Source organism: Sphingomonas sp. Ag1, from assembly GCF_000980895.1.
Taxonomy (GTDB): Bacteria; Pseudomonadota; Alphaproteobacteria; order Sphingomonadales; family Sphingomonadaceae; genus Sphingomonas; species Sphingomonas panaciterrae.
Map to the genome: position 1 here is coordinate 1231560 of NZ_LAZX01000094.1, position 21984 is coordinate 1253543.

The window sequence follows — 21984 nt, forward strand, 5'->3', positions numbered from 1 at the left end:
GCTGGTCAGCCGAACAGCCGCCGCAGGCTTCGTTCCAGCATCACGAACTGCCACAAGGTCCGTCCATGCTCGGCCCGGCCGGAGCGATGCGCTTCGGCGAGATCCGCCAGCGCGGCAAGATCGAACCAGCCGGTATCCGCGAGGGTGCGCGACCGTGCGAGAGCCGCGGCTTCCCCGGCGAGCGGCCCACGGAACCAGGCGCTGACCGGCGTCACGAAGCCCATCTTGGGCCGGTACAGCACCTGCTTGGGCAAATAGCGCTCCATCGCCTTCTTCATCAGCCACTTGCCCTCGCCTCGCCGCAGACGAAGCGAGGCGGGGAGCGACGCGGCGAAGGAGACCAGCCGGTGATCGAGCAATGGTTCGCGCGCCTCCAGGCTGACGGCCATGCTGGTGCGATCCGTCTTGGCCAAGATATCCCCCGGCAGCCAGATCTTGATGTCGGCATATTGCGCCCGGTCGATCGCGTCGCGAGCGGGGGCCGCAGCCATGGCGGCGACGTAGCGATCCTCCGCCCGATGCCCGCCGAGCGCCCGACGCGCGGCATCGGTGAACAGCCGGCGTCGCAGCGCTGGATCGGTCACGCCGACGGCGCGTGCATATCCCTCCCCGCCGTCCATCGCGAGCGACAGCAACGTCGTCTTCGCGCGCAGCGGCCGCGGCGCCCAATCCGCCTTCGGATAAGCGGCGCCTACCGCTCCAAAGACGCGGCGGCGCCACTCAGCGGGAAGGATCGCGCGCACGCGTTCCTCCGCCGCCTGGAAACGATAGCGACGGTATCCGGCGAATATCTCGTCTGCGCCATCACCCGACAGCGCCACGGTCACCTTCTCCCGCGCCAAGGCACAGACCTGATAGGTGGCGAGCGCGGAAGCGTCAGCGAAGGGTTCATCAAAGGCGGCGACGATGCGGTCGATCAGACCGAAATCGTCGGACCGGACCACCCGCTCGCTATGATCGGTGCGAAAGCGATCCGCGACCAGCGCAGCATAGCCACGCTCGTCATGGCCTGCCTCGTCAAAGCCGATCGTACAGGTGCGCACCGCCTGTGGGGTCGCCTCCGCCATCAGGGCAACCACCGCCGAACTGTCCACCCCGCCCGACAGGAACGCACCCAATGGTACATCCGCGACGAGGCGCGACCGCACCGCGGTGCGCAGATGGTCGACCAGTTCCTCTTCCAGCGCGCGCACCGAGCCGCGCCGCCGATCGGCAAAGGATACGTCCCACCATTGAATGGGTGCGGGGACAGGCTTGCCGCGCTCCACCAACAGGTAGTGGCCGGCCGGAAGCTTACTCACCCCGGCGATGATGCAGGCGTCATCCGGCACATAGCCAAAGGCCATGAAGTCCTCGACCGCGCGCACGTCTGCGACGCGGCGCAGCAGCGGGTGCGCCAGCAACCCCTTCAGCTCGGAGGAGAAGGCCAGCGCGCCATCAGCAAGGCGGGCATAGTGAAGCGGCTTCACGCCCAGCCGGTCGCGCGCCATGAACAGACGCTGCGATCTCGAGTCGTGCAGCACGAAGGCGAACATCCCGTCGAGCCGGTCCAGCATCGCCGGACCCCAGGCGGACCATGCCGCCAGCAGCACTTCGGTGTCGCCCGCGGTCTGGAACGCCCACCCCTTCGCGCCAAGCTCCGCGCGCAATTCGCGATAATTGTAGATGCAGCCGTTGAAGAGCACCGACAGCGCGCCCGAAGGATCGTGCATCGGCTGCGGCGAGCCTTCGACGTCGATGATCGACAATCGCCGGTGACCAAAGCCGACGCCCGGCGCGGTCCACACCCCCTCCCCGTCGGGGCCGCGCGCGGCCATGGCGTCGATCATCGTGCGGATGCGCGCGGGATCGACCGGCTTGGGCGTCTCGGGATAATAGAGACCGGCGAGGCCGCACATCAGCGCATCACCGCAGCGGTTACCTCATCGAGCGGGCCAAGTGCCGCGCGGAAACGTGCCACGTCGGCTGCCGGATCGACATCGGGCGCCTTCACCGCGGACAGGTGAAGCGCGACCGCCCCCGGCTCACCACCGAGCAGACGGGCGCGCAGTGTGGCGAGTTTGACGATGGCGGGCTGGCTGGTCACGATTCCGCCGACCCGGTACCATGTGACCACGAGACGCTCCACCGGCTTCCCATCGCTTGCTGCCGCGGTGATCCGCATGGCCGAACCACCGTCGATGGGCGGCGGGTTTGCGATACGGACCCAGCGATCCCCTTCGCGCAGGACGCCGGTGCCATAGGAGATGATCTCCTTGCCCTCTTCCTGGTGGCCGAACACCGCAATTGCCACGTCGACGGCGCGCCCCTGAGCATCGACGTAGCGGCCGATCACCTGATGATCGGCAGAGGGATAGAAGGGTTGCCACGACGCCCGGGTGCTCAGCGGTGCACGCGTCCAGCCCGGCACCTCCGGCAGGTCGATCTCTCTCGGCAATGGTTGCGTACGCGCGCCAAGTGCGTCGGCCCATGCCGGAAAGATCGCGGTGGTGGCGATCACTAGAAGGGCGGCGACCGGCGCGGTAATGACCCTGGTCGAAGGCGCTGGGAGCGTGGCAGGATCAAAGGCGGGATCATCGGGCGCCCGGTCGAACCACCGCCAGCCGACCGCCATGACAACGGCCATGACAAGCGCGAAGAACAGCCAGCCGTACACAATGTGGTCAAATCCGGTGGCGGCTTGGAGCCCGACGAGTTGCGCGGCGTAGATCGTGCCGAACGCACGCACCCCGTTGGCGAGCACCGGCAGAACCAGCGACACCGCAAGGAATATAGCCCGGCGGCGGCGCGACCGGAAGCAAGTGTTCGCCACCAGCGCGGCGAAGGCGAGCATCGACAGCACGAACTTCGACCCGGAACATGCCTCTGCCACTTCAAAATAATAGGGGCCTGCATGGATCAGGACGCCGTCCGCCGCGGCCGGCACACCGGCCAGATGCAGGAGCGGCATGACGATCCGCACCGTCACCTGTTGCAGCGGCGGCTCAAGCCATTCGCCGAAGGGAATCGCGAAAAAAGCGTAAGCGAGAGGAAAGAGGAGCGCGCGGCCGACATGCGGCCCCAGAATGGTGACGACGGCACCCTCAAGCGTGATCAGAACGCCGAAATGACGCGCAGCCGCAACCCCGGCGGCCTCCCCCATCAGCCATCCCGCCCCGCCAGCCGCCACCAGCGCAAGGCCGGGCCACCAAGCGGCGGGGCGCACCACGGCAAGTTCCCGCCGCCGCGTCCAGACGAGCCACCCGACCACTGGCAGGATGAACAGGCAGTGACCGTAGGTCGTACTGGTCCACCACAGTGTCAGAAGGTCGGCAACGTCGCGGCGGAACAGCAGGAGGATCGCCGTCGACGCCAGCACAAGCAAAGAGAGGTGCACCCGCCACGCTGCGGCTACCGGGGCAGCGGGGCGAGAGAGCGCGAGCCTCATGCCGGCCCCAGACCGAGAAGCGTGTCGAGCGGCTTCAGCCGGGCATCCCAGCCGTAGCGGCCGATCACCTGCCGCCGCGCAGCTGTGCCGAGTTGGTCGGCCTGCTCAGGGCGGGCGAGTAGTTCGCGGATCGTGGCCGCATAATCCTCCGGCTGCACCGCGACACGAAGGGTGCCGGCATGATCGATGCCCTCTGCCGCGGCAGGGCTGGCGACCACCGGACGAGCCATCGCCATTGCCTCCAGCACCTTGTTCTGGATCCCGCGCGCGAGATGCAGCGGTGCAACGACGACGTCCGCAGCGGCCAGCCAGGAGCGAACGTCGGCGACCTCCCCCGTCACCGTGACGCGGGGGCCGGCCAATGCGCGAACCCGGGGCGTGGGCGCACGACCGACAATCGCGAAATGCGCATCGGGGAGCAGCGGCATGACCCGCTCGGCAAACCAGGCAACGGCGTCCACATTGGGGCGATAGTCCATCTGGCCCGTGAAGACGATCAACGGATGGGCTGCGGGCACCGGCGTGACCAGCGCCGGATCGTAGCGGAGCGTGTCGATGCCGTTTTCGACGGCCAGGCTTCCGGGAAGAAGCGCGGCCTCGGGTTCGCTGACGAACAGGCTGGCGGTAACGCGACCCGCAACCTGCCGCTCGAACGCGTGGAGCAGCCGTGCCTCGCGCTGCATCATCCACCGCATCGGTCCGTGTGCATCGGCGGCGTAGGCGGCGAACTTCGCGGAATCGAGATCGACGAAATCCATGATGACGCGCGGGAACTGCCCCGGCAGATATTGCGCCATCTGCCCCGAAAAGGCGTAGATCGCGTCGATCGACCGGCGGGCGAGCAGATCGTTCACCGCGGTCTTGATCCGGCAGTCGGCGAAGGCAGTCAGCGACACTGGGCGACCGGTGGCGAGTGCCTCGGCCGCGGCACGCACCTGCGACTTGGTCCGGCGCACCAGGATGCATTCGTCGACCCGCGCTCGGTGCTCTGGCGCAATGGCTCCGTCCTCCTCGACAAAGGCGACCAGATGCACCCGCGCCCGCGCTGCCAGATACGACAGGATGTTGAAGCTGCGGATGCGATCGCCGCGGTCAGGCGGGAACGGCGCACGATGCGCCAGGAACAGGATCTCCACCCTAGCCGAGCCCGCGGCTGATCCAGGGACCGACAAGTGTCGCCAGCGGAAGCGGCAGTTTCTTCCACCCGCGCACCATCAGGGCATATTTCGGGTTGAGGGGATTAACCTCTCGCGCGGGGCCGTCCGACCATCGCGCGTAGGTCAGCGGCACGCCCTCGAACCCCCAGTTCTTCTTGAACGCCGCGGGCCCGGTCCCCGTCTTGGACCGGCCAAAGTCGAAATGCGTGCAGCCACGCGCGCGGGCATGCGCCATCAGCGCGAAATACATCCGGTCATTGGCGCGCAGCGCACGCGCCGCCACGGTGCCGCCGCCCCAAAAGGGATAAGCCACGCCGTTGAAATACAGGCTGAGGACGCTCGCCACGGCGCGGCCCTGCCAGCGCACCGTCAGAATGTCACTGTCGAGACGCGCCAGCGCCTCGGTAAAGAGGCGGCGGGGAAACACAGGCGTGCCCAGGTTGCGAACCGATTCGGCGTATACCCGGTAATGTTCGCCAGCGAGTTCAGCGCCGCCGGTGACCACCTCAAGATCGCTGGTGAGCGACTTGCGCACCTCGGCGCGCTGCTTGCGGGGGATGGCGAGCAGTTCGGCGTCGTCATCCGCCGCGAGCGGTCGCGCAAAGCCGAGATAGCTGCTGCTGTCGCTCGACCAGCCGTCCGGCACCGGACCGCCGCGCAACTCCACGGAGGGACAGCCAAGCGCGCGGGCGGCGGCGGCGAGCGGCCGGGTGCCTTCGCCCAGCACGCCCCCGCCGACGGCGAAGCCAGCCGATACCAGCGCCTTGCCGAAGAGGGGGGACCGCATCTCGGTCAGCGGCAGCAGGCCGATAATTACTCCGTCGCGTTCGGCGATCAGGAAACGGCCACGCTGCCCGCAACCCACCTCCACCGCTTTCGTCCAGCCGGTCAGATGAAAGGGGGTGGCATCCGGGTGCGCGCGCACGAAGGCATCTATACGCTCATCCTCGCCGACGGCATCGCGAACGAGGACCCGGTCCGCGACGGCACCCAGCGCGCCGCTCACCAGCGCCGTTCCTGCACGGCCACGGCGTCGACACGGCCCCAGCGATGGCGTCCGAGCAGGCGGCGCAACTTGCCGGCCATGGCGCCGAGCCGGCTGTAGTGCCGCAGCCTGGAGCGAAGCGGGGCTCCAGCGACGCGCGGCTGGGCCGGATCGACCTCCCAGGGATGAAAGTAGAACATGCCCGCGTGGCCAGCCTGGTTGGACTGGCGTACCGCCGTGTCGGTCAACGCGGCCGGCAGCAGGCGGAAGAAGCCACCTCCGACGGCCATGCGCCGACGCGCCAGCTCGGCAGTGGAAACCGGCAGCTCGATCAACGATGCGTCGGCGAGGGGTCGCCACGGAAAACGTGGGCTCTCCCGCCAGCCATAATGGTCATGCGCCACAGGGGCCACGCTGGAGGAATAGGCATAGCCGTCCTCCGCCAGCACGGGATGCGCCCATGGCGTGCGCGTGTCGATGGAGAAGCTGGGCGCGCGATAGCCCGTCACGGCGACGCCGCCGGCATCCTCCAGCGCAATCCGTGCCCGCTGCAGATCGGCACGGAACTGATCCGCGGTCATGGTGAAAACCCGCTGATGATCCCAGCCGTGGCTAGCGACCTCATGCCCTTCCGCAACGATCCGCCGGATCAACGCCGGGTGACGATGCGCCACCCAGCCGAGCGTGAAGAATGTGGCCGTCACCCCTGCCTCGCCGAACAGGTCGAGGACGGCGCCGGTGTTCGCGACGACCCGGCTTTCGAGGCGGTCCCAGTCGTTCTTGTCGATGGTGCGTTCGAAGGCGCCGACCTGGAACCATTCCTCCACGTCGACCGACATTCCGTTGACGATGGTCATGTCATGCAGCCGCGCCGCGTACTGCCTCCAGGCTGCCGCGCGGGGCGGGCGTGTCGCTTTCCACCCAGTCGACCAGCAGCGTGAGGATGCGGCGCAGGGCGGCATCCTGCTCCTCCACCCGCGACTCCAGCGCGGCAATGCGCTGCCGCAGCTCGGCGTCGGTGTCGGCGCTAGGAGACACGGCCTCCAACGGCGCGGACCGGATCGGGTCGGGCACGGCGCGCACCGCCGGCGTCACCCGTGCAGCGCTCGGCAGGTCCTTGGCGGCGTCGGCGCGCACGGTGTTGACCAGCGCCGCATCGATCACCGTCGCGTCGGTGATCGCTGCGTGCAGCAGGACACGGCCCATCAACTGGTTCAACCGCCGCGGTACGCCGCCGGTCGCACGGTGCAAAACCTGGAACACGTTGTCGGCGAAATCGGGTGTGCCCTTCCACCCCGCAATGCGTAGCCGGTGGGCGACGTAATCGGCGACTTCCTCTGGCTCCATCGGGTCGAGATGATGGATGGCGATCACGCGCTGGCGCAGTTGCTCCAGCCGGTCGGATCCGTTCAGCCGCTCGCGGAACTCGGGCTGACCCAGAAGGAATATCTGCAGCAGCGCGCGGTTGCCGGCCTGGAAGTTGGACAGCATGCGAAGCTCTTCGAGCGCCGACACAGGAAGCGCCTGCGCCTCGTCGACGATCAGCAACGTGCGCCGGCCAGTCCGCGCGACTGCGTGAAGCCCGCGTTCGATCAGCGTCAGCAGCTCGGCCTTGGTTCGGCCTACGGGATCGATATCAAGCCCGCTCGCCACCACCCGCAACAGATCGTCCGCCTCGATCGCGGTCGACACGATGGTAATGACCGAAAGGTTCGCCGGATCAATCTGTTCGGTCACGTGGCCCACCAGCGTCGTCTTGCCGGCGCCGATGTCGCCCGTGATGACGATGAAGCCCTCACCCTGCGCAAGGCCATAGCCGAGATAGGCCATCGCCTTCTTGTGCGTGGCCGAATCGAACCAGTAACGCGGGTCCGGCGTCAGCTGGAACGGGCGTTCGGTCAGGCCGAAATGATCCTCGTACATACCAAGCTTCCTCAGAAGGTATAACGCGCGCCGAGCAGCGCCTGTGCCGACCATTGGCTATCGAAGCGTTCCTGGTCGAAGGTGTAAACGCCCAGCGACGCCACCGTGCCGATCCGGCCGAACTGGTGGCTGTAGGTGCCCGTGGCGCCCAGGTTGAACACGCCGTCCGCGCCCGGCAGCCCGCTTTCATAATAATTGGCGAACAGATTGGCATCGACCTGCGACACGCGGCTGAGCGCGCGTGACCAGAAAAGCTGCGCATAATAGCTTTCGTCGGTGATCCCGTAGGCGACGGTCCCCTCCGCAAGCTGCGGCACGTTGAGCCGGCGGTTGGCGTAGCCCGCGCCAAAGCCATATGCGGTTCGGCCACGACGGGTGGAGATCACGCCGTCGATGCCCCGCGCGCGATAGCTGGCGGTGGAGATCGACTGGAAGACGTCGTTGAGACATGCCCCTGCGCCGCCGACGGCGCCTCCGCCGGGGTTGCCGCCGAAGACACAGCCGTTGAACTGCTGACCGAACGGGTTGGCCGAGCCCTGAAAGACGGTGGGCAGATCGCGCAGGCCGTTGCGCAGCTGTCGCCCGAACGTACCGATGCCATCGTACAGCACGATCTGGAGCCCGCTGTCGCGCGCGATGTTCCAGTTGAGCGAGCCGAAATAGGTGTCGCCGCCATAGCGGTATCCAGCGTTGGCCTGAAGCTCGAGCCGGGGGCTGGGCCGCCAGATCACCCCGGCATCGTAGATGAGGCCGTCGGTGTTGTAGGCGATCCGCGCTGGTGAGCCCGGATCAGTCACGAAGCGTCCGTTGCGATCGATCACCGGATTGCCGCTCGCGTCGAGCAGCGCGTCGCGCTGGGTCGTTTCGATCTTTTCGTAGCCCGCGCCCGCCCGGAGCGCGACGGTGCGACTGACCGGCACCGTCACGTCGCCCCGCGCGAAATACCCCTCGTATGCCTGGTCGAGCTGGCCCGCCTCCTCGCGTTCATACGCGCCACTGACCGTCACGCCGACGGGCAATACGGTGCCCGCCGCAACGCCGGCCGACGCCTGCGCCACGACGTTGCGCGAATCATCGTAGTAATCGAGCCGCTGCTGCCCTGGTGCGACCCCAGTCGCACGCGGCGCTTCCACCTTCGTGTAGCCGGCAAAGGCGGATGCTGCGATCCGCACTGGCCCGGCCTGCGTCGTGACGCTGGGACCGGCGTAGAGCGAATAGACCTGGGTCAGATTGTCGGCCGGCCCGACAAATGTGCCTGGCGCCGCACCGCGAATGTCGCTGCGCGCCCGCGTCGCGATGGCACCGCCCTCGATGGAAAAGCCCGGGGCGACCCGCGCCGAGGCACGGGCGAGGCCGGTGTGCACGCTATCGTCGGCGTAGCGATCGTTCCACTGGATCCGCCGTTCGTAGCGGTAGCTGACCTGCCCCTCGACATTCCGGCCCGAGACGCCGGCATCGACCCCGACCGCAACCTGAGAATAGGTCAGCACTTCATCGTTGGTGAGATCCGCTGCAACGACCTGCGAAAGCTCAACATAAGGCTGCACATAGCGGGTACGCGCCTCAGCCGCGTTGGACGCGACCAGCGCCGCCAGAGCGACGCCGCCAGCCAAGTGATGCCGCACGCCCACCGGGTTACCCCTGATGACCATAATAGCTGCCGAAGCGGCCGCCGCCCGGCTCATAGGACCGCGAATTCAGCACCAGACTGATCTGTTCACAACCGTCGAGCAGCGCGACGGCCTCGCGCACATCCGCTTCCGTGGTCCGGTCGGCACGAACGACCAGCATCACCTGGCCGACCAGCAGGGCGAGGACGGAGGCTGGCGACGCGGCGAGCGCCGGCGGCGTATCGAATACGATGATGCGGCGAGGATCGTTGGCCAGCAGCTGATCGATCACGTCGCCGGTCCGCGCGCTGGCGAGCAGTTCCGTATCGGAATGGCTGCGCTTGCCGGCGGGCAACAGCGACAGTTGCGGCACGTCGGTGCGGACGACAAACGCCTCGGGATCGAGCGTTTCGTCCGCCAGGATGTCGAGCAAGCCGGTTGAATCATCGAGCCCGAGCGAGGCCATGATGTCGGGCTTCGCGAAGTCGCTGTCGACGAGCAGCACCTCGACATCGCGCTCGGCGGCGAGGCTGATCGCGAGATTGATCGCGCAGAAGGTCTTGCCGTCACCAGGCTTGCCGGACCCCACCAGGATCGTGCGGGACCGCTCGCCCAACGGCCCTTTCGCGATGGCGCGGGCGTTGAGCAGCAGCTGCCGCTTTACCAGCCGGAACTCCTCGGCCAGCGCGCCGATCGGTGCGCCCGGGACGAGCATGCCCTTCTCCGCCAGCATTGCCCGATCGATCCGCGCGATACCGTCGTCGTAGAGGATCGGCGCATCTTCTTCCTCGGCCCCAGCGCGAAGCTCGGGCGGAATGGCCATCAGCGTTGCGGCGGCCATCGGTGACAGCGCCTCGGCCCCCTCCGGCGCAGGCGGCGCAGCAGCGAGAAGGTCAAAGGTGAGGTCGAGCGGCTCGTCGTCAGCCGACGGTTGATCATGCGGCGCCGCCTCTGGCACGGTAGCGTCGACCGGGTCGTCCGCATCGGGGGGCAAAGCAACAGGATCGTCGGCGAGCAACCGGGTGGCGACCGGATCCTGCGCTGGCGCCTCCGGCGCCGACCCCGGCACCACGTCGCGGCGGCGGAGGTGAGCGCCAAAGTCGTAGACCTGCGCTGCACGCTCGATCAGCGACTCTTCGCGCTTTCTGGCGTTGGTCATGCCGCTAATCCCCGCTGGAGCATTTCGACGCCAAGCAGCGCCACGTAGCTGACACCCAGCGCACCGACGCCGCCAGCAAACAGCTTCAGGCGCTTGCGCCGCAGTTCGGCCTGCTGACGCGTCAGCATTTCGCCGATCGACCCGATCACCGGCATGCCTGACGCCTTCTCCAGCCGCTGCGCCGTCGGGAACGTCGCCTGCACCCGGGACATGGCGAACGCGCCGCCGATGCCGCCAAAGATGCCGGCGATCAGCACGCCCGTCAGCAGCAGCACCCGGTTGGGCGCGGACGGTGCGCGCGGTTGGGTCGGCGGATCGATGACCGAGAATTTGACCGCGTCTGTCTGGGTCTGCGCCTGGCTGCGCAGGTTCACCTGTTCGCGCTGTGCGAGCAGACGATCGTATTGATCCTTGAGGACCGTGTAATTGCGCTCGATCTCACCCTGTTGCGCGGCGACCTCGGGATCCTCCGTCAGCTTCGCGTTCAGCGTGTCGAGATCACCCTGCAATTGCTGGCGACGGATGCGCAGCGCAGCGACATTGGCCTGACGGTCCGCCATCATCGATTGCAGCGACACATAGGCGGGATTCGGGACCCCGCCGGCGGCGGCGGCGCCCGCCGGCTCGCTGCGCGCAGCGGCCTGTGCCTGGGCGAGTTGGGCCTTCAGTGCCACCACGTCCGGGTGATTATCGGTATAGCCACGGCCACGCGCGTCGGCGAGCTGGCCCTGAATCGCAGCGACCCGCGCGCGTGCAGGGCCAACACCCGGCGCACCGCCCCCGCCGCCCGCGATCGTTGCAGGCGTACCGGCGAGTTGCCCCTGCAACGCAGCGAGGCTGGTCGAGGCAGCGGCGAGATCGCCGTCCACCTGGCTCAACTGCGCGCGCGCCGCGCCGATGCGGTCGCTGACCGATCCGGTGCCCGGCAGCGAGCCGAGGTAGCGGTTCTGAAAATCGGCGCGCTTCGCCTCGGCATCCTGCAGCTTACCGCCGAGCGTTTCGAGCTGGCCGTCGAGGAACTGCAGCGTCTGGCTGCTCTGCTGGCGGTCGTCCGACAGGTTGGTTTCGACGAAGATGTCGATCAGCTTTTGGGTGATGCTGGTGGCGAGCTTCGGCGACGCTGCGGTCGAGACGATCTCGAAAAGATTGTCCTGCTGCGCGGTGATCTTGATCGCATTCTGCAGCCCGGCAGCACGATCCGCGATGTCGCGATCGGACGAGACCGTCTTCGCCAGGTCGGTGCCGCGCACGACCTTCTGCAGGTTGACCGACGAGGTCAGCGTCTGGCGCACGGTGTCGATGTCGCGCTGCTGGTCGCCCATCGCCGAAGGGTCAGCGCCGGCGGGCAGGATGGAGCGCATCTGAACGAAGACGCGCGCCCGGCTTTCATACCGGCTCGGGATCTGGCTGACGGCGAGCCAGCCCAGGATGCAGATGCCCCAGGCGATCGCGAGCGCCAGCCAGCGCCGCGTCCAGATCGCATGGGCCGCGATCCTGATCTCTTCGTAAAGGCCGGTCACGCGATCGTCCTTTTAGAACATGCTCTCGGGGATGATGATCACATCGCCCGGTTCGAGCCTGACGTTGGCGGACGAATCGCCGTTCTTCAGCAGCCGGTTGATGCTGAGCTTGTATTCCTTCTGCTTGCCGGTCGCGCGATCGTAGCGGATCAGCCGCGCGCGGTTTCCGGCGGCATATTCGTTCAGCCCCCCGACGGCGATCATCGCGTCGAGCAGCGTCATGTTGGCGCGATAGGGTAGCGCGGCCGGCTTTTCGGTCGCACCGACGATGCGGACCTGCTGGCTATACGTTCCCGAAAAACTGTCGACGATGACGCTGACGATCGGGTCCTGGATATATTCGGCGAGCGCCAGCTTCATGTCGTCGGCGAGCATCGCCGGGGTCTTGCCAACCGCCGGCATGTCGTTGACCAGTGGCGTCGTGATGCGGCCGTCGGGGCGCACCTGAACCTTGGCCGACAGTTCCGGGTTGCGCCACACGAAGATCTGGAGCGAATCGAGCGGGCCGATGACATATTCCTCGCCCGGTTGCTCCTTGCTGGCGACAAAGGCGGCCGGCGGCAGTTCGGGTCGGGCGCCGCCATTCGTCGCGCAGCCCGCCAGCATGGTGGCGGCCAGCAAGACCGGTGACAGCAAACTCAACCCACGCGAAACACGCATCGAAAAACCTCCGTCGGGCGCACACAACCGGCACGGAAAACATGGTTCCCGACCAGCATCGCTCACGGTCAACTATGTAAGTAAGAGGTGAAGATAGCGTTTAGGGGCGCTGGACGACACACTCTACCGCCGGGGGGTGTCCCAGAAAGAGACCGGGGCTCGCCGTCGCGCCATAGGCACCAGCGATAAAGATCGCAATCGTGTCGCCGACATCGGCACGCGGCAGGGCGACCTTGTCGGCGAGCCGATCGAGCGGGGTGCACAGGCAGCCGACCACCGACACCTCCTCGTCGCCCGCCTCGGCCATGCGGTGCGTCACAGCGACTGGATAGTTGCGCCGGACGACGGTGCCGAAATTGCCGCTGGCGGCGAGCTGGTGGTGAAGCCCGCCATCAACCACCAGGAAGGTTTCGCCGCGGCTTTCCTTCCGGTCGATGACTCGGGTGAGATACACGCCGCTTTCGCCGACCAGCCAACGGCCCAGTTCGATGGCAAAGGTCGATGAGAGCCGGGTGCGACTTAGGGCGTCACCAAGCGCCGCGCCGATCGCTGCCAGATCGATCGGCGTGTCGCCGGCAAAATGCGGGATACCGAAACCGCCGCCGAGATTGACCAGGGGCGGCATATGCCCCGCCTCGTCGCTGAGACGTTCGGCGAGTGCGAGCGTCGCGGCCTGTGTCTCGATCAGCGCCTGGCTGTCGAGCGCCTGGCTGCCGGCGAAGATGTGAAAACCGCGCCAGGCACCCCCACCAGCGACGATCGCCCGCACGAGAGCGGCGGCCCGTTCCGCATCGACGCCGAAGGGTGATGGGCGCCCGCCCATCTTCATGCCGGACCCCTTGAGCTCCATGTCTGGATTGACGCGAACCGCGAGCCGCGGCGCGGTTCCAAGTCGCCCGCCGATCGCCAGCGCGCGCGCCGCCTCCCCTTCGGATTCCACGTTGAGCGTGGCGCCCGCAGTGATCGCAGCCTCCAGTTCCGCATCGCGCTTGCCCGGACCGGCAAAGCTGATTGCGCCGGCTGGCTTTACGCGCAGCGCCTTGTCGAGTTCGCCGGCCGACGCGACGTCCAGACCGTCGACCAGCGGCGCCACCGCCTGAAGCAGCGCCGGGTGCGGATTGGCCTTGATCGCATAATGAAGGTCGACAGCCGGGAAGGCCGTGCGAAAAGCGCGTACCCGGTCGGCCACGATCGCTGGATCATAGACAAAGAGCGGCGATCCGTGTTCGGCCACCCATGCCGATGCGGCGCGATCGCCGATCATCAGCTCACCGCGCTGAGCGGCAAATTCCGGGGGTAGCGGCCCGAACGGCTTGCTCATGCTTTTTCCTCACCGAGCGCAGCAGGCGCCTGCCGCGACAGCATCGCCGCGCGCAGCCCCGCACGGTCCAGCTTGCCATTGGCGTTGCGCGGCAGATCGTCGCGCCACTCGAACTGCGCCGGCTGCATGAAATTGGGCAGATCTCGCCGCAGTCGGTCGCGCAACGCGGCTTCGTTCGCCGGATCACCCCGCACGATGACCATGATCGTCTGGCCCAGGCGAGGATCGGGAACGCCGATCGCCACCGCCTCCAAAGCCTCGCCGCCGGCCACGATTGCTTCCTCCACCTCGCCCGGGCTGATCCGGTTGCCCGCCGACTTGATCATCTCGTCGTCGCGACCGACGAAGCGGAGCAATCCGTCCGGCCCGCGCAGCGCGGTGTCGCCCGACCAGACAGCGACGCCGCCACAGCGCGAAAAGCTCGGGGCCGCGCGGAAGCGTTGCGCGGTCCGTTCGGGATCGCGCCAATAACCCTGCGCTACCAACGGTCCAGCATGGACGAGCTCCCCCGCCTCTCCCGGACTGGCCTCGCCGCCGTCGGCGCGGACGATCATCACCTCGGCATGGGGGACGGCCGCACCGATCGCATCCGGATGAGCATCGACCAGCGACGGATCGAGGAAGGTCGATCGAAACGCCTCGGTCAGGCCATACATCGGGTACAGATCAGCCCGCGGAAAACGCGCGCGCAGGTTGCGGACGAGCCGGGGCGTCAGCGCGCCGCCGGAATTGGTCAGCCGTCGCAGCCTGGCCGCCGTTTCGGTTGGCCACTCCGCCTCCAGCAACTGAACCCACAGCGGCGGGACGCCGGCCAGCGTGGTGGCGCCGACACGCTCCACGCCCTTCACCACGTCGCGCGGCGTGAGATAATCGAGCGGTGCGACGGTGGCGCCGGCCGCCCAGGTGGAGAACAGCTGATTCTGGCCATAATCGAAGCTGAGCGGAAGGACGCCGAGGACCACGTCGTCTGCGGCGAGGCGCAGATAATGCGCCACGCTGTTCGCGCCGAGCCAAAGGTTCGCGTGGCTGAGCATCACGCCCTTCGGCCTGCCGGTGGAGCCGGACGTGTACAAAATGGCCGCAAGCAAGTCCGGATCGGCCGCGGACGGAGGCATGAGCGGCCCGTCTCCGGCCAGCAGGTGAACAGCGATGTCGAGCGTGTCCGCCGCGTCGAGAGTCGCCGCCCGCGCAGGCTGGGTGAGCAGGAGCCGGGTACCGCTGTCGGCGAGGATGTGCGCCACCTGCGCCCGCTTGAGCAACGGGTTGATGGGCACGTGCACCAGACCGGCGCGGGGCGCGGCGAGCGGCATCAGACATGCCTCACGCGTTTTGGGCAGCCAGGTGGCGACTCGGTCGCCCGGCGCGAAGCCCTGTGCCGCCAGCCAGCCGGCGAGCCGCGCCACGCGATCCTCAAGCTCTGCGTAGCTCAGCGTGCCCGAACGATCGACCAGTGCGGGCGCGTCTGCTGCACCCGCGAGAACATGGTCGATCGGCTGCGGAACGGGGTCGATTGGCACCATATCGGCTGACCTTGCCCCGGAAAGTTGCGGAATTCATCCCCCCGGCTTAACGGCGGTGCAACAAAATTGAGGGGACGCAGGTGATTCCTGAAGGCAAGCCCGAAGTTGACGCCACGTTGCGCGCGATACTCAAGGACGTGCTTGGTCTGTCGAACGAACAGGTGGCTGGGTTCGACGATAGCACCCCGCTGTTCGGCGCGTTGCCGGAGCTCGATTCGATGGCGGTCGCCGGCGTGCTGACCGAGATCGAGGATCGGCTGGGCATCGTGATCGACGATGACGAGGTCGATGGCGAGATGCTGGAGACATTCGGCGCGTTGAGCACCTTCGCGTCCGCCAAGGCGCTGGTCTGAGCGAATGGCCGGGACGTCCGGCCTGACCATCAGACATTATGACTGGGCCGGTGGGCGTGAGGCGATGCTCCGCTTCGGACCGGATCGGGGACCGGTCGTGGTCGCCGCCCTGCCCTTTTACGAAGAAGCCAATCGGACGCGCGCCGCGCTGATCGATGTGCTTCGGCGACTGGCCGCACGGGGGATCGCCGCCGCCCTGCCCGACCTGCCGGGCACCAACGAAAGTCTGCTGCCGACAGGCGAGGCGACGCTGGCGAGGTGGCGCGATGCCTTTGCCGCTGCCTGCGCCAGCATGTCGGGGCCCGTGCACAGCATGGCGTGGCGGACCGGCGCGCTGGTCGACGGGACCGCGGAAGTGTCGAGCCGCTGGTATCTGGCGCCGCAGACCGGGGAAGCTGCCGAGCGCGAGCTGCGGCGCCTGCAACGGGCGGGCGGTGGCGAGGACGCTGGCGGCAATATCATCTCGGACGCGATGCTGGCGCAGCTGGCCGGGGCACAGCCGACGACCGAGGGCAGCGTCCGCGTGGTGCGGCTGGAAAGCGACCCCAGAGCCGCTGATCGCAAGCTTCCCGGCAGCGCCCTGTGGCGTGCGGCCGAGCCGGGCGTGGACCCGGCGCTACAGGCGCTGATCGCGGACGACGTGGCGCGCTGGATCAACGGGGATACCGCTTGAGCCGCCGGCTGCTGACCTTTCCTTGCGATGGCCACACGCTGGTCGGGACGCTGGATGGTCCACCGGAAGGGGGAGGCGGCGCGACCGGGTTGCTGATCGTCACTGGCGGGAACGAGATACGGGCTGGGGCGCATCGCGGCATGGCTGAGCTTGCCGCGCGGCTGGCGGCGGACGGCACGCCCGTCTTTCGCTACGATCGGCGGGGCGTCGGCGATTCGAGCGGGATCAACAGCGGCTTTCGCGGCGCGCGCGACGATCTGCTCGCTGCGGCGGCGACATTCCGTGCGGCGGCGCCGCAGGTCACGCGGCTGATCGGGTTCGGCAATTGCGATGGCGCGACCAGCCTGGCCTGTTGGGGCCGCGAGGCCGGGTGCGATGCATTGGTGCTTGCCAACCCCTGGGCGGTCAAGCCGAGCGACACGCTGCCGCCGCCGGCCGCGGTTCGCGCGCATTATGCGGCGCAGCTACGCGATCCTGCGGCATGGGCGCGGATTCTGCGCCGGGGCCTTTCGCTGCCCAAGCTGGTGCGCGGGTTGCGCAGCATCGCAGCATCGCCGCGTGATGATGGCGTGACTGGGCGGACCATCGCGTCGATTGCGCAATGGGGGCCGGATGCGACGATCGTGCTGGCGCGCGGCGACGGCACCGCCATCGCCTATGCCGATGCGGCGCGGCGCGCGGGGATTTCCCCGCGCACCGTCACCGTGGACACCGGATCGCACAGCTTCGCCCGTTCCGGCGATGCGGCCGCGTTGGAAGCGGCGATCCGGCAGGTCCTCAGCGCGCCTTGATGAAGGCCCGGATGTCGTTCGACAGCTTCCGCAGATCCTCATCCCGAACGTACATCATGTGGCCGGCATTGTACCAATGCCAGCTGATGCGCCCGTCATTGGGGATGCCGGTGCGGTTGAGCGAATATTCCGCGCCGAAGAAGGGCGTCGCGAAATCATAATAGCCCTGGCCGACGAACACGCGCAGGCCGCTGTTCTCGCGCAGCGCCTTGCCGATGTAGGGCGCCACGTTGAGATAGCCCTCCCCGCCACGCGGGCCGCCGATCTTCCAGTCCCAGTCACGCACGCCACCGATCGACACGTACGTCACGTCGGGCGAGTATTTCAGCGTCTCGCGCGAGTAGGCGTTCATCGCCGCGGTATAGGCGCCGTCGATGGCGTAGAAGCTGGGATCATTGTCGGGCGTTTCGCCGGCGTCGTCATAATCCTTGCCGACGTAGCGCGTGTCGAGGCGGCCGATCGTCTGCCCACGATCGCGCAGCAGTTCCTTGTAGAAGCGGCCGGGCGAGAGGCGAAGATCGGCGCGGGCAAGGTAATCCTGCGACACGCCGGTGTAGCGCGACAGCTGCGGCAGAACCTGCTGGCGCTCCTGCGCGGTGAGCGAATTACCCTTCAGCAGCGCCGCGGCATAAGGGCCGATGGCAAACGCCTTCGCCTCGGCGATGAATTCCTCGACCGTCGCGGGGCGATTGGCGACCTTGTTATGATACCAGGCGGTCGCCGCCATCGACGGCAGGTTGGTCACATAGCCCAACTCGTTGCCCGGCGAATCCGCCGCGACGCTGAAATCGAGGATCGAGGAGATCAGCAGGATGCCGTTCACCGCCACGTCGGTGTAGGTGCCCTCCAGCTCGTTGATCACCGCCGCCGAGCGCGTGGTGCCGTAGCTTTCGCCACCGATGAACTTGGGCGCGTTCCAGCGGCCATGTTCGTTCAGCCACAGCCGAATGAAGTCCGCCATCGACTTGGCATCCTTCGTCACGCCCCAATAATCCTTGGGATCGGTCTTCCCCAGCGCGCGGCTGAAGCCGGTGCCGACCGGATCGATGAACACGATGTCGGTGACGTCGAGCAGCGAATCGACATTGTCGATGACGGGATAGGGCGGCGCGCCATCGTCGCGGGCGTCCGAGGGAAGCACGACGCGCTTCGGCCCGAAGGCGCCCATGTGGAGCCACAAGGAGCCGGAACCCGGGCCGCCGTTCCACAGGAACGTCACCGGACGCTTGGGATCGACCGGGCCCTCCTTGATGTAGCTGTATGACGTGATCGCGGCGAGCGGCTTGCCCGCCTTGTCCTTCAGATAGGTTTCACCGGCGATCGCGCGATAATTGATGCGGGTGCCGCCGAAGGTGCCGGAATGGCGGGTGACGGAGACGACTGGCGGCGGAATGCTGGTGTCGTCGGCGGCCTGTTCGGCCTTGCTGTTCTGCTTGTCCTGCGCGCTCAACGGCGCGGCAACGAGCGCGGCGCCAAGCGCCAGCGCGATGCGTAACTTCATGCAATCCCCCAAATAGGCCGTGCCGGCCCGATCCCGGCATCCACTCTTTTTCCGCGTGATAAACGCGCGCCGAGACTGCGGCAGGGTGGATGCCGGGACAAGCCCGGCACGGCTGTTTTTTGGAGGTTTACTCTGCGGCTTCGGCCATTTTCTCGAAGTCCGCCTCGGCGAGGAAGCGTTCGGCGTCGAGCGCGGCCATGCAGCCGGTGCCCGCCGCGGTGATCGCCTGGCGATAGGTCTTGTCCATCACGTCTCCGCAGGCGAACACGCCGGGCACGCTGGTGCGCGTCGAGCCGGTATCGACCTTGATATAATGATCCTCGTCCAGTTCGAGGTGGCCGCGGAACAGCTCGGTCGCCGGATGGTGGCCGATCGCGACGAAGCCGCCCTCCACGTCGAGGCGGCTGTGCTCACCAGTGACCGTATCGACAAGGTCGAGCGCGACGAGGCCGGCATTGCCGCCGCCGTCGACGAACTCACGCACTTCCTTGTTCCACAGCACCTTCACCTTCGGATGGGCGAACAACCGCTCCTGCAGGATGCGCTCGGCACGAAGCGAGTCGCGGCGGTGGATCAGCGTCACGTCATCGGAATGGTTGGTGAGGTAGAGCGCCTCCTCCACCGCGGTGTTGCCGCCGCCGATCACCGCGACCTTCTTGCCGCGATAGAAGAAGCCATCGCAGGTGGCGCAGGCGGAGACGCCCTTGCCCTTCATCGCATCCTCGCTGGCGAGGCCGAGCCACTTGGCCTGCGCGCCGGTGGCGATGACGAGCACGTCGCCCTCATAGATATCGCCGCTGTCGCCGGTAAGGCGGAACGGGCGGCGCGACAGATCGACCGAGACGACCGTGTCCCACACCAGCGTGGTGCCGACATGCTCCGCCTGCTTCTGCATCTGCTCCATCAGCCACGGGCCCTGGATCACCTCGGCAAAGCCGGGGTAATTTTCCACGTCGGTGGTGGTCATCAGCTGGCCGCCGGGCTGGATGCCCTGCACCAGGATCGGCTTCATGCCCGCGCGGGCACCATAGATGGCGGCAGAAAGGCCAGCGGGGCCCGAGCCGAGGATGAGCATGCGAGTCGAGTGAGTGGTCATGCCCGCGATGTAGGATGCGGCGCGACCCAAGGGAACCGCGCGTTGCGCCGACGGTGAAGTCCTGCTTTGCTGGCCCGATGACCGACTTTTCCAGCCTTCTCGCCCCCGACCGGGGCCAGCCTGCCCGCACCATCCATGTCGTCCACCCCGACCGGTTCAAGGAATGGCTCATCGCCCAGCCGGCGCGCACGCGCACCGCGGTGGCGGCCAACAAGGTGGTGGGAAAGCCGGGCAATCGCGCGATCCTTCCCGGCGATGCGCCCGACGACTGGGCGATGCTGCTGGTGTGCAACGAGGATGTGACATCGCCGTGGCGGATCGCGTCGCTGGGTGATGGCCTGCCCGAAGGCACGTACCGGCTGGCGGAGGGCGAGCCGGGCGCGGCGATGCTGGGCTGGTGCCTCGCGCAGCATCGCTTCACCCGCTATCGTAGCGCGCCCGACGCGCAGGGGCCGCGCGTGCTGCTGACCGGCGAGCCGGGGCGGATCGAGGAGATCGTCCGGCTGGCGGAGGCGACCGCGCTGGTCCGCGATCTGGTCGACACCGGCGCATCGGACCTGGGGCCGGCGGATCTGGAGGCGCAGGTCGAGCTGCTGGCGAAGGCGCATGGTGCGACGACGCGAGTGACGCGCGGCGATGCGCTGGCGGTGGAATATCCGATGATCCACGTCGTCGGCCAGGCAGCGAGCAAGGAACGTGCGCCGCGGCTGATCGAGCTGGAATGGGGCGATCCTGCCCACCCCCGCATCGCGCTGGTCGGCAAGGGCGTCTGCTTCGATTCGGGCGGGCTCGACGTCAAGACGTCGGGCGGGATGCGGCTGATGAAGAAGGACATGGGCGGCGCGGCGCACATGATCGCGCTTGCCGGGCTGGTCATGGGCGCGAAGCTGAAGGTGCGGCTGCACCTGCTGGTGCCGGCGGTGGAGAATGCGATTGCCGGCAATGCCTTTCGTCCCGGCGATGTGCTGCGCAGTCGGGCGGGGCTGATGGTGGAGAATACCAACACCGATGCCGAGGGGCGACTGATCCTGGCCGACGCACTGACCCGCGCGGTGGAGGATCGGCCGGAGTTGATCGTGGACTTTGCGACGCTGACCGGTGCGGCGCGGGTTGCGCTGGGGCCGGACCTGCCACCGTTGTTCGCCAATGACGAGGAGCTGGCGGCCGACTTCCTTGCCGCAGGCACCGCCGCGCATGACCCTTTGTGGCGGTTGCCGCTGTGGGATGGCTATGACGACATGCTGAAGTCGGACGTCGCAGACATGGTCAATGCGCCCGATGGCGGCTTTGCCGGTGCGGTGACGGCGGCGCTGTTCCTGCGGCGCTTCGTGCCCAAGGATATCGCCTGGGCGCATGTCGATACATTCGCGTGGCGCCCTGCCCCCCGGCCGGGCAGGCCCAAGGGCGGCGCGGCGCTGGGGCTGGCCGCCGCCTGGGGTGTGCTGCGCAAGCGCTACGGCTGACGCTTCTGCCAGCGTCCGGCGTCGCGCACGGGCGCGACGCCGTGGCGCGGATCAGCCGGCTGCTTTGATGATCGGGACGAACTTGGCCGCGGTCAGGCTGGCGCCGCCGACCAGCGCGCCATCCACATTGGCCGCATGGAGAAGGCCGGCGGCGTTTTCCGCCGTCACCGAGCCGCCGTAGAGCAGGCGGATGCTGTCCGCCTGATCCACACCCAGCGCCTCTGCCAGCGCCGCGCGAATGGCGGCGTGCATCGCCTCCACATCGGCGACCGTCGCAACCTTGCCCGTGCCGATCGCCCAGATCGGCTCATAAGCGATCGACAGCCAGTCACCCGACGCGCCATCCGGCAGTGAGGCACGCAACTGCGCCGTGACGACTGCTTCCGCCTTGCCCGCCTCACGCTGCTCCAGCGTTTCGCCGACGCACAGGATGGCGGTGAGGCCGTGGCGGTGCAGCGCCTCCGCCTTGGCCTTCACGTCGGCGTCGCTTTCATGCTGGCCCTGCCGCCGTTCGGAATGGCCGACGATCGAGAAGGACGCGCCCGCCTCCTTCACCATCGGAGCGGAGACGCAGCCGGTATGCGCGCCGCTGTCGGCGCCGTGCACGTCCTCGGCACCGATCGGAAAACGCGCGCGGCCAGCGGCCGGATGGATCAGGGTCGCCGGGACCGCGATCGCCACATCGACACCGCCGTCCGCCGCGTCATTGATCGCATCGAGCTCGGCCAATGCCGCGAGGCTGCCGTTCATCTTCCAGTTTCCGGCTACCAACTTGCGCCGCATGATCTCTCCCCACTTGGTTGTGCCGTTGCGGTAACGAAGGCG

At 67.7% G+C, this 21984-nt stretch carries 19 protein-coding genes; 4 read left to right on the forward strand and 15 right to left on the reverse strand.

Annotated features, from left to right (window positions below; genetic code table 11):
* Positions 1-5: 5 nt before the first annotated feature.
* The 12 genes from XM50_RS18775 to XM50_RS18830 form a co-directional block, all read right to left on the reverse strand.
* Positions 6-1898 carry an XrtA/PEP-CTERM system amidotransferase gene (locus XM50_RS18775; RefSeq protein ID WP_046411580.1) on the reverse strand — a complete coding sequence of 631 codons (1893 nt, stop codon included), beginning with the start codon at positions 1896-1898 and terminating at the stop codon, positions 6-8.
* The gene (gene xrtA, locus XM50_RS18780) at positions 1898-3427 is read right to left on the reverse strand and encodes an exosortase A (protein ID WP_046411582.1); all 1530 of its coding nucleotides are present in this window, start codon (positions 3425-3427) and stop codon (positions 1898-1900) included. Before xrtA ends, XM50_RS18775 begins: the two co-directional genes overlap by 1 nt.
* Positions 3424-4563 carry a TIGR03087 family PEP-CTERM/XrtA system glycosyltransferase gene (locus XM50_RS18785; RefSeq protein WP_046411583.1) on the reverse strand — a complete coding sequence of 380 codons (1140 nt, stop codon included), beginning with the start codon at positions 4561-4563 and terminating at the stop codon, positions 3424-3426. Before XM50_RS18785 ends, xrtA begins: the two co-directional genes overlap by 4 nt.
* Position 4564: 1 nt before the next feature.
* Positions 4565-5590, reverse strand: coding sequence for a FemAB family XrtA/PEP-CTERM system-associated protein (locus tag XM50_RS18790; RefSeq protein WP_417158979.1), 1026 nt, complete (start codon positions 5588-5590; stop codon positions 4565-4567).
* Positions 5587-6426 carry an XrtA system polysaccharide deacetylase gene (locus tag XM50_RS18795; protein ID WP_046411586.1) on the reverse strand — a complete coding sequence of 280 codons (840 nt, stop codon included), beginning with the start codon at positions 6424-6426 and terminating at the stop codon, positions 5587-5589. The genes XM50_RS18790 and XM50_RS18795 overlap by 4 nt, the downstream gene beginning before the upstream one ends.
* 1 nt (position 6427) lies before the next feature.
* Positions 6428-7492, reverse strand: coding sequence for an AAA family ATPase (locus XM50_RS18800; protein ID WP_046411587.1), 1065 nt, complete (start codon positions 7490-7492; stop codon positions 6428-6430).
* Positions 7493-7503: 11 nt separating this feature from the next.
* A complete protein-coding gene (locus tag XM50_RS18805; RefSeq protein ID WP_052742656.1) occupies positions 7504-9144 on the reverse strand; it encodes a hypothetical protein in 1641 nt (546 codons plus the stop codon).
* Complete coding sequence (locus XM50_RS18810; RefSeq protein ID WP_046411590.1) at positions 9128-10261, reverse strand: AAA family ATPase; 1134 nt, start codon at positions 10259-10261, stop codon at positions 9128-9130. Before XM50_RS18810 ends, XM50_RS18805 begins: the two co-directional genes overlap by 17 nt.
* Positions 10258-11781, reverse strand: coding sequence for an XrtA system polysaccharide chain length determinant (locus XM50_RS18815; RefSeq protein WP_046411592.1), 1524 nt, complete (start codon positions 11779-11781; stop codon positions 10258-10260). The genes XM50_RS18810 and XM50_RS18815 overlap by 4 nt, the downstream gene beginning before the upstream one ends.
* Before the next feature lie 12 nt (positions 11782-11793).
* Positions 11794-12441, reverse strand: coding sequence for an XrtA/PEP-CTERM system exopolysaccharide export protein (locus XM50_RS18820; protein WP_046411593.1), 648 nt, complete (start codon positions 12439-12441; stop codon positions 11794-11796).
* A gap of 100 nt (positions 12442-12541) precedes the next feature.
* Positions 12542-13762, reverse strand: a complete 1221-nt coding sequence (locus XM50_RS18825) for a pyridoxal-dependent decarboxylase, exosortase A system-associated (protein ID WP_046411595.1) — start codon at positions 13760-13762, stop codon at positions 12542-12544.
* Positions 13759-15282: an AMP-binding protein gene (locus tag XM50_RS18830; RefSeq protein WP_046411597.1), complete on the reverse strand. Its 1524-nt coding sequence runs from the start codon at positions 15280-15282 to the stop codon at positions 13759-13761. The genes XM50_RS18825 and XM50_RS18830 overlap by 4 nt, the downstream gene beginning before the upstream one ends.
* Positions 15283-15362: 80 nt before the next feature.
* Between XM50_RS18830 and XM50_RS18835 the strand changes: the two genes are divergently transcribed.
* Genes XM50_RS18835 through XM50_RS18845 form a run of 3 tightly spaced genes read left to right on the forward strand, consistent with a single transcriptional unit; the run spans position 15363 to position 17099 of the window.
* The gene (locus XM50_RS18835) at positions 15363-15635 is read left to right on the forward strand and encodes an acyl carrier protein (protein WP_046411598.1); all 273 of its coding nucleotides are present in this window, start codon (positions 15363-15365) and stop codon (positions 15633-15635) included.
* Positions 15636-15639: 4 nt separating this feature from the next.
* Positions 15640-16308, forward strand: a complete 669-nt coding sequence (locus XM50_RS18840; protein WP_046411600.1) for a hypothetical protein — start codon at positions 15640-15642, stop codon at positions 16306-16308.
* Entirely contained in the window at positions 16305-17099 is a 795-nt protein-coding gene (locus XM50_RS18845) for a hydrolase 1, exosortase A system-associated (RefSeq protein WP_046411602.1), read from the forward strand. Before XM50_RS18840 ends, XM50_RS18845 begins: the two co-directional genes overlap by 4 nt.
* Here the strand turns inward: XM50_RS18845 and XM50_RS18850 are convergent.
* Positions 17086-18600 (reverse strand): S10 family peptidase, encoded by a 1515-nt coding sequence (locus XM50_RS18850; protein ID WP_046411603.1) that lies wholly within the window; start codon positions 18598-18600, stop codon positions 17086-17088. The genes XM50_RS18845 and XM50_RS18850 overlap by 14 nt on opposite strands.
* Positions 18601-18727: 127 nt before the next feature.
* The gene (trxB, locus tag XM50_RS18855; protein ID WP_046412027.1) at positions 18728-19696 is read right to left on the reverse strand and encodes a thioredoxin-disulfide reductase; all 969 of its coding nucleotides are present in this window, start codon (positions 19694-19696) and stop codon (positions 18728-18730) included.
* 77 nt (positions 19697-19773) lie between these two features.
* Here trxB and XM50_RS18860 point away from each other — a divergent pair, with 77 nt between their 5' ends.
* A complete protein-coding gene (locus tag XM50_RS18860; protein ID WP_046411605.1) occupies positions 19774-21159 on the forward strand; it encodes a leucyl aminopeptidase family protein in 1386 nt (461 codons plus the stop codon).
* A 51-nt stretch (positions 21160-21210) separates the two neighbouring features.
* On the opposite strand, the gene tpiA is transcribed toward XM50_RS18860, so the two are convergent.
* Entirely contained in the window at positions 21211-21945 is a 735-nt protein-coding gene (gene tpiA, locus XM50_RS18865) for a triose-phosphate isomerase (RefSeq protein WP_046411606.1), read from the reverse strand.
* Between the last annotated feature and the right edge of the window lie 39 nt (positions 21946-21984).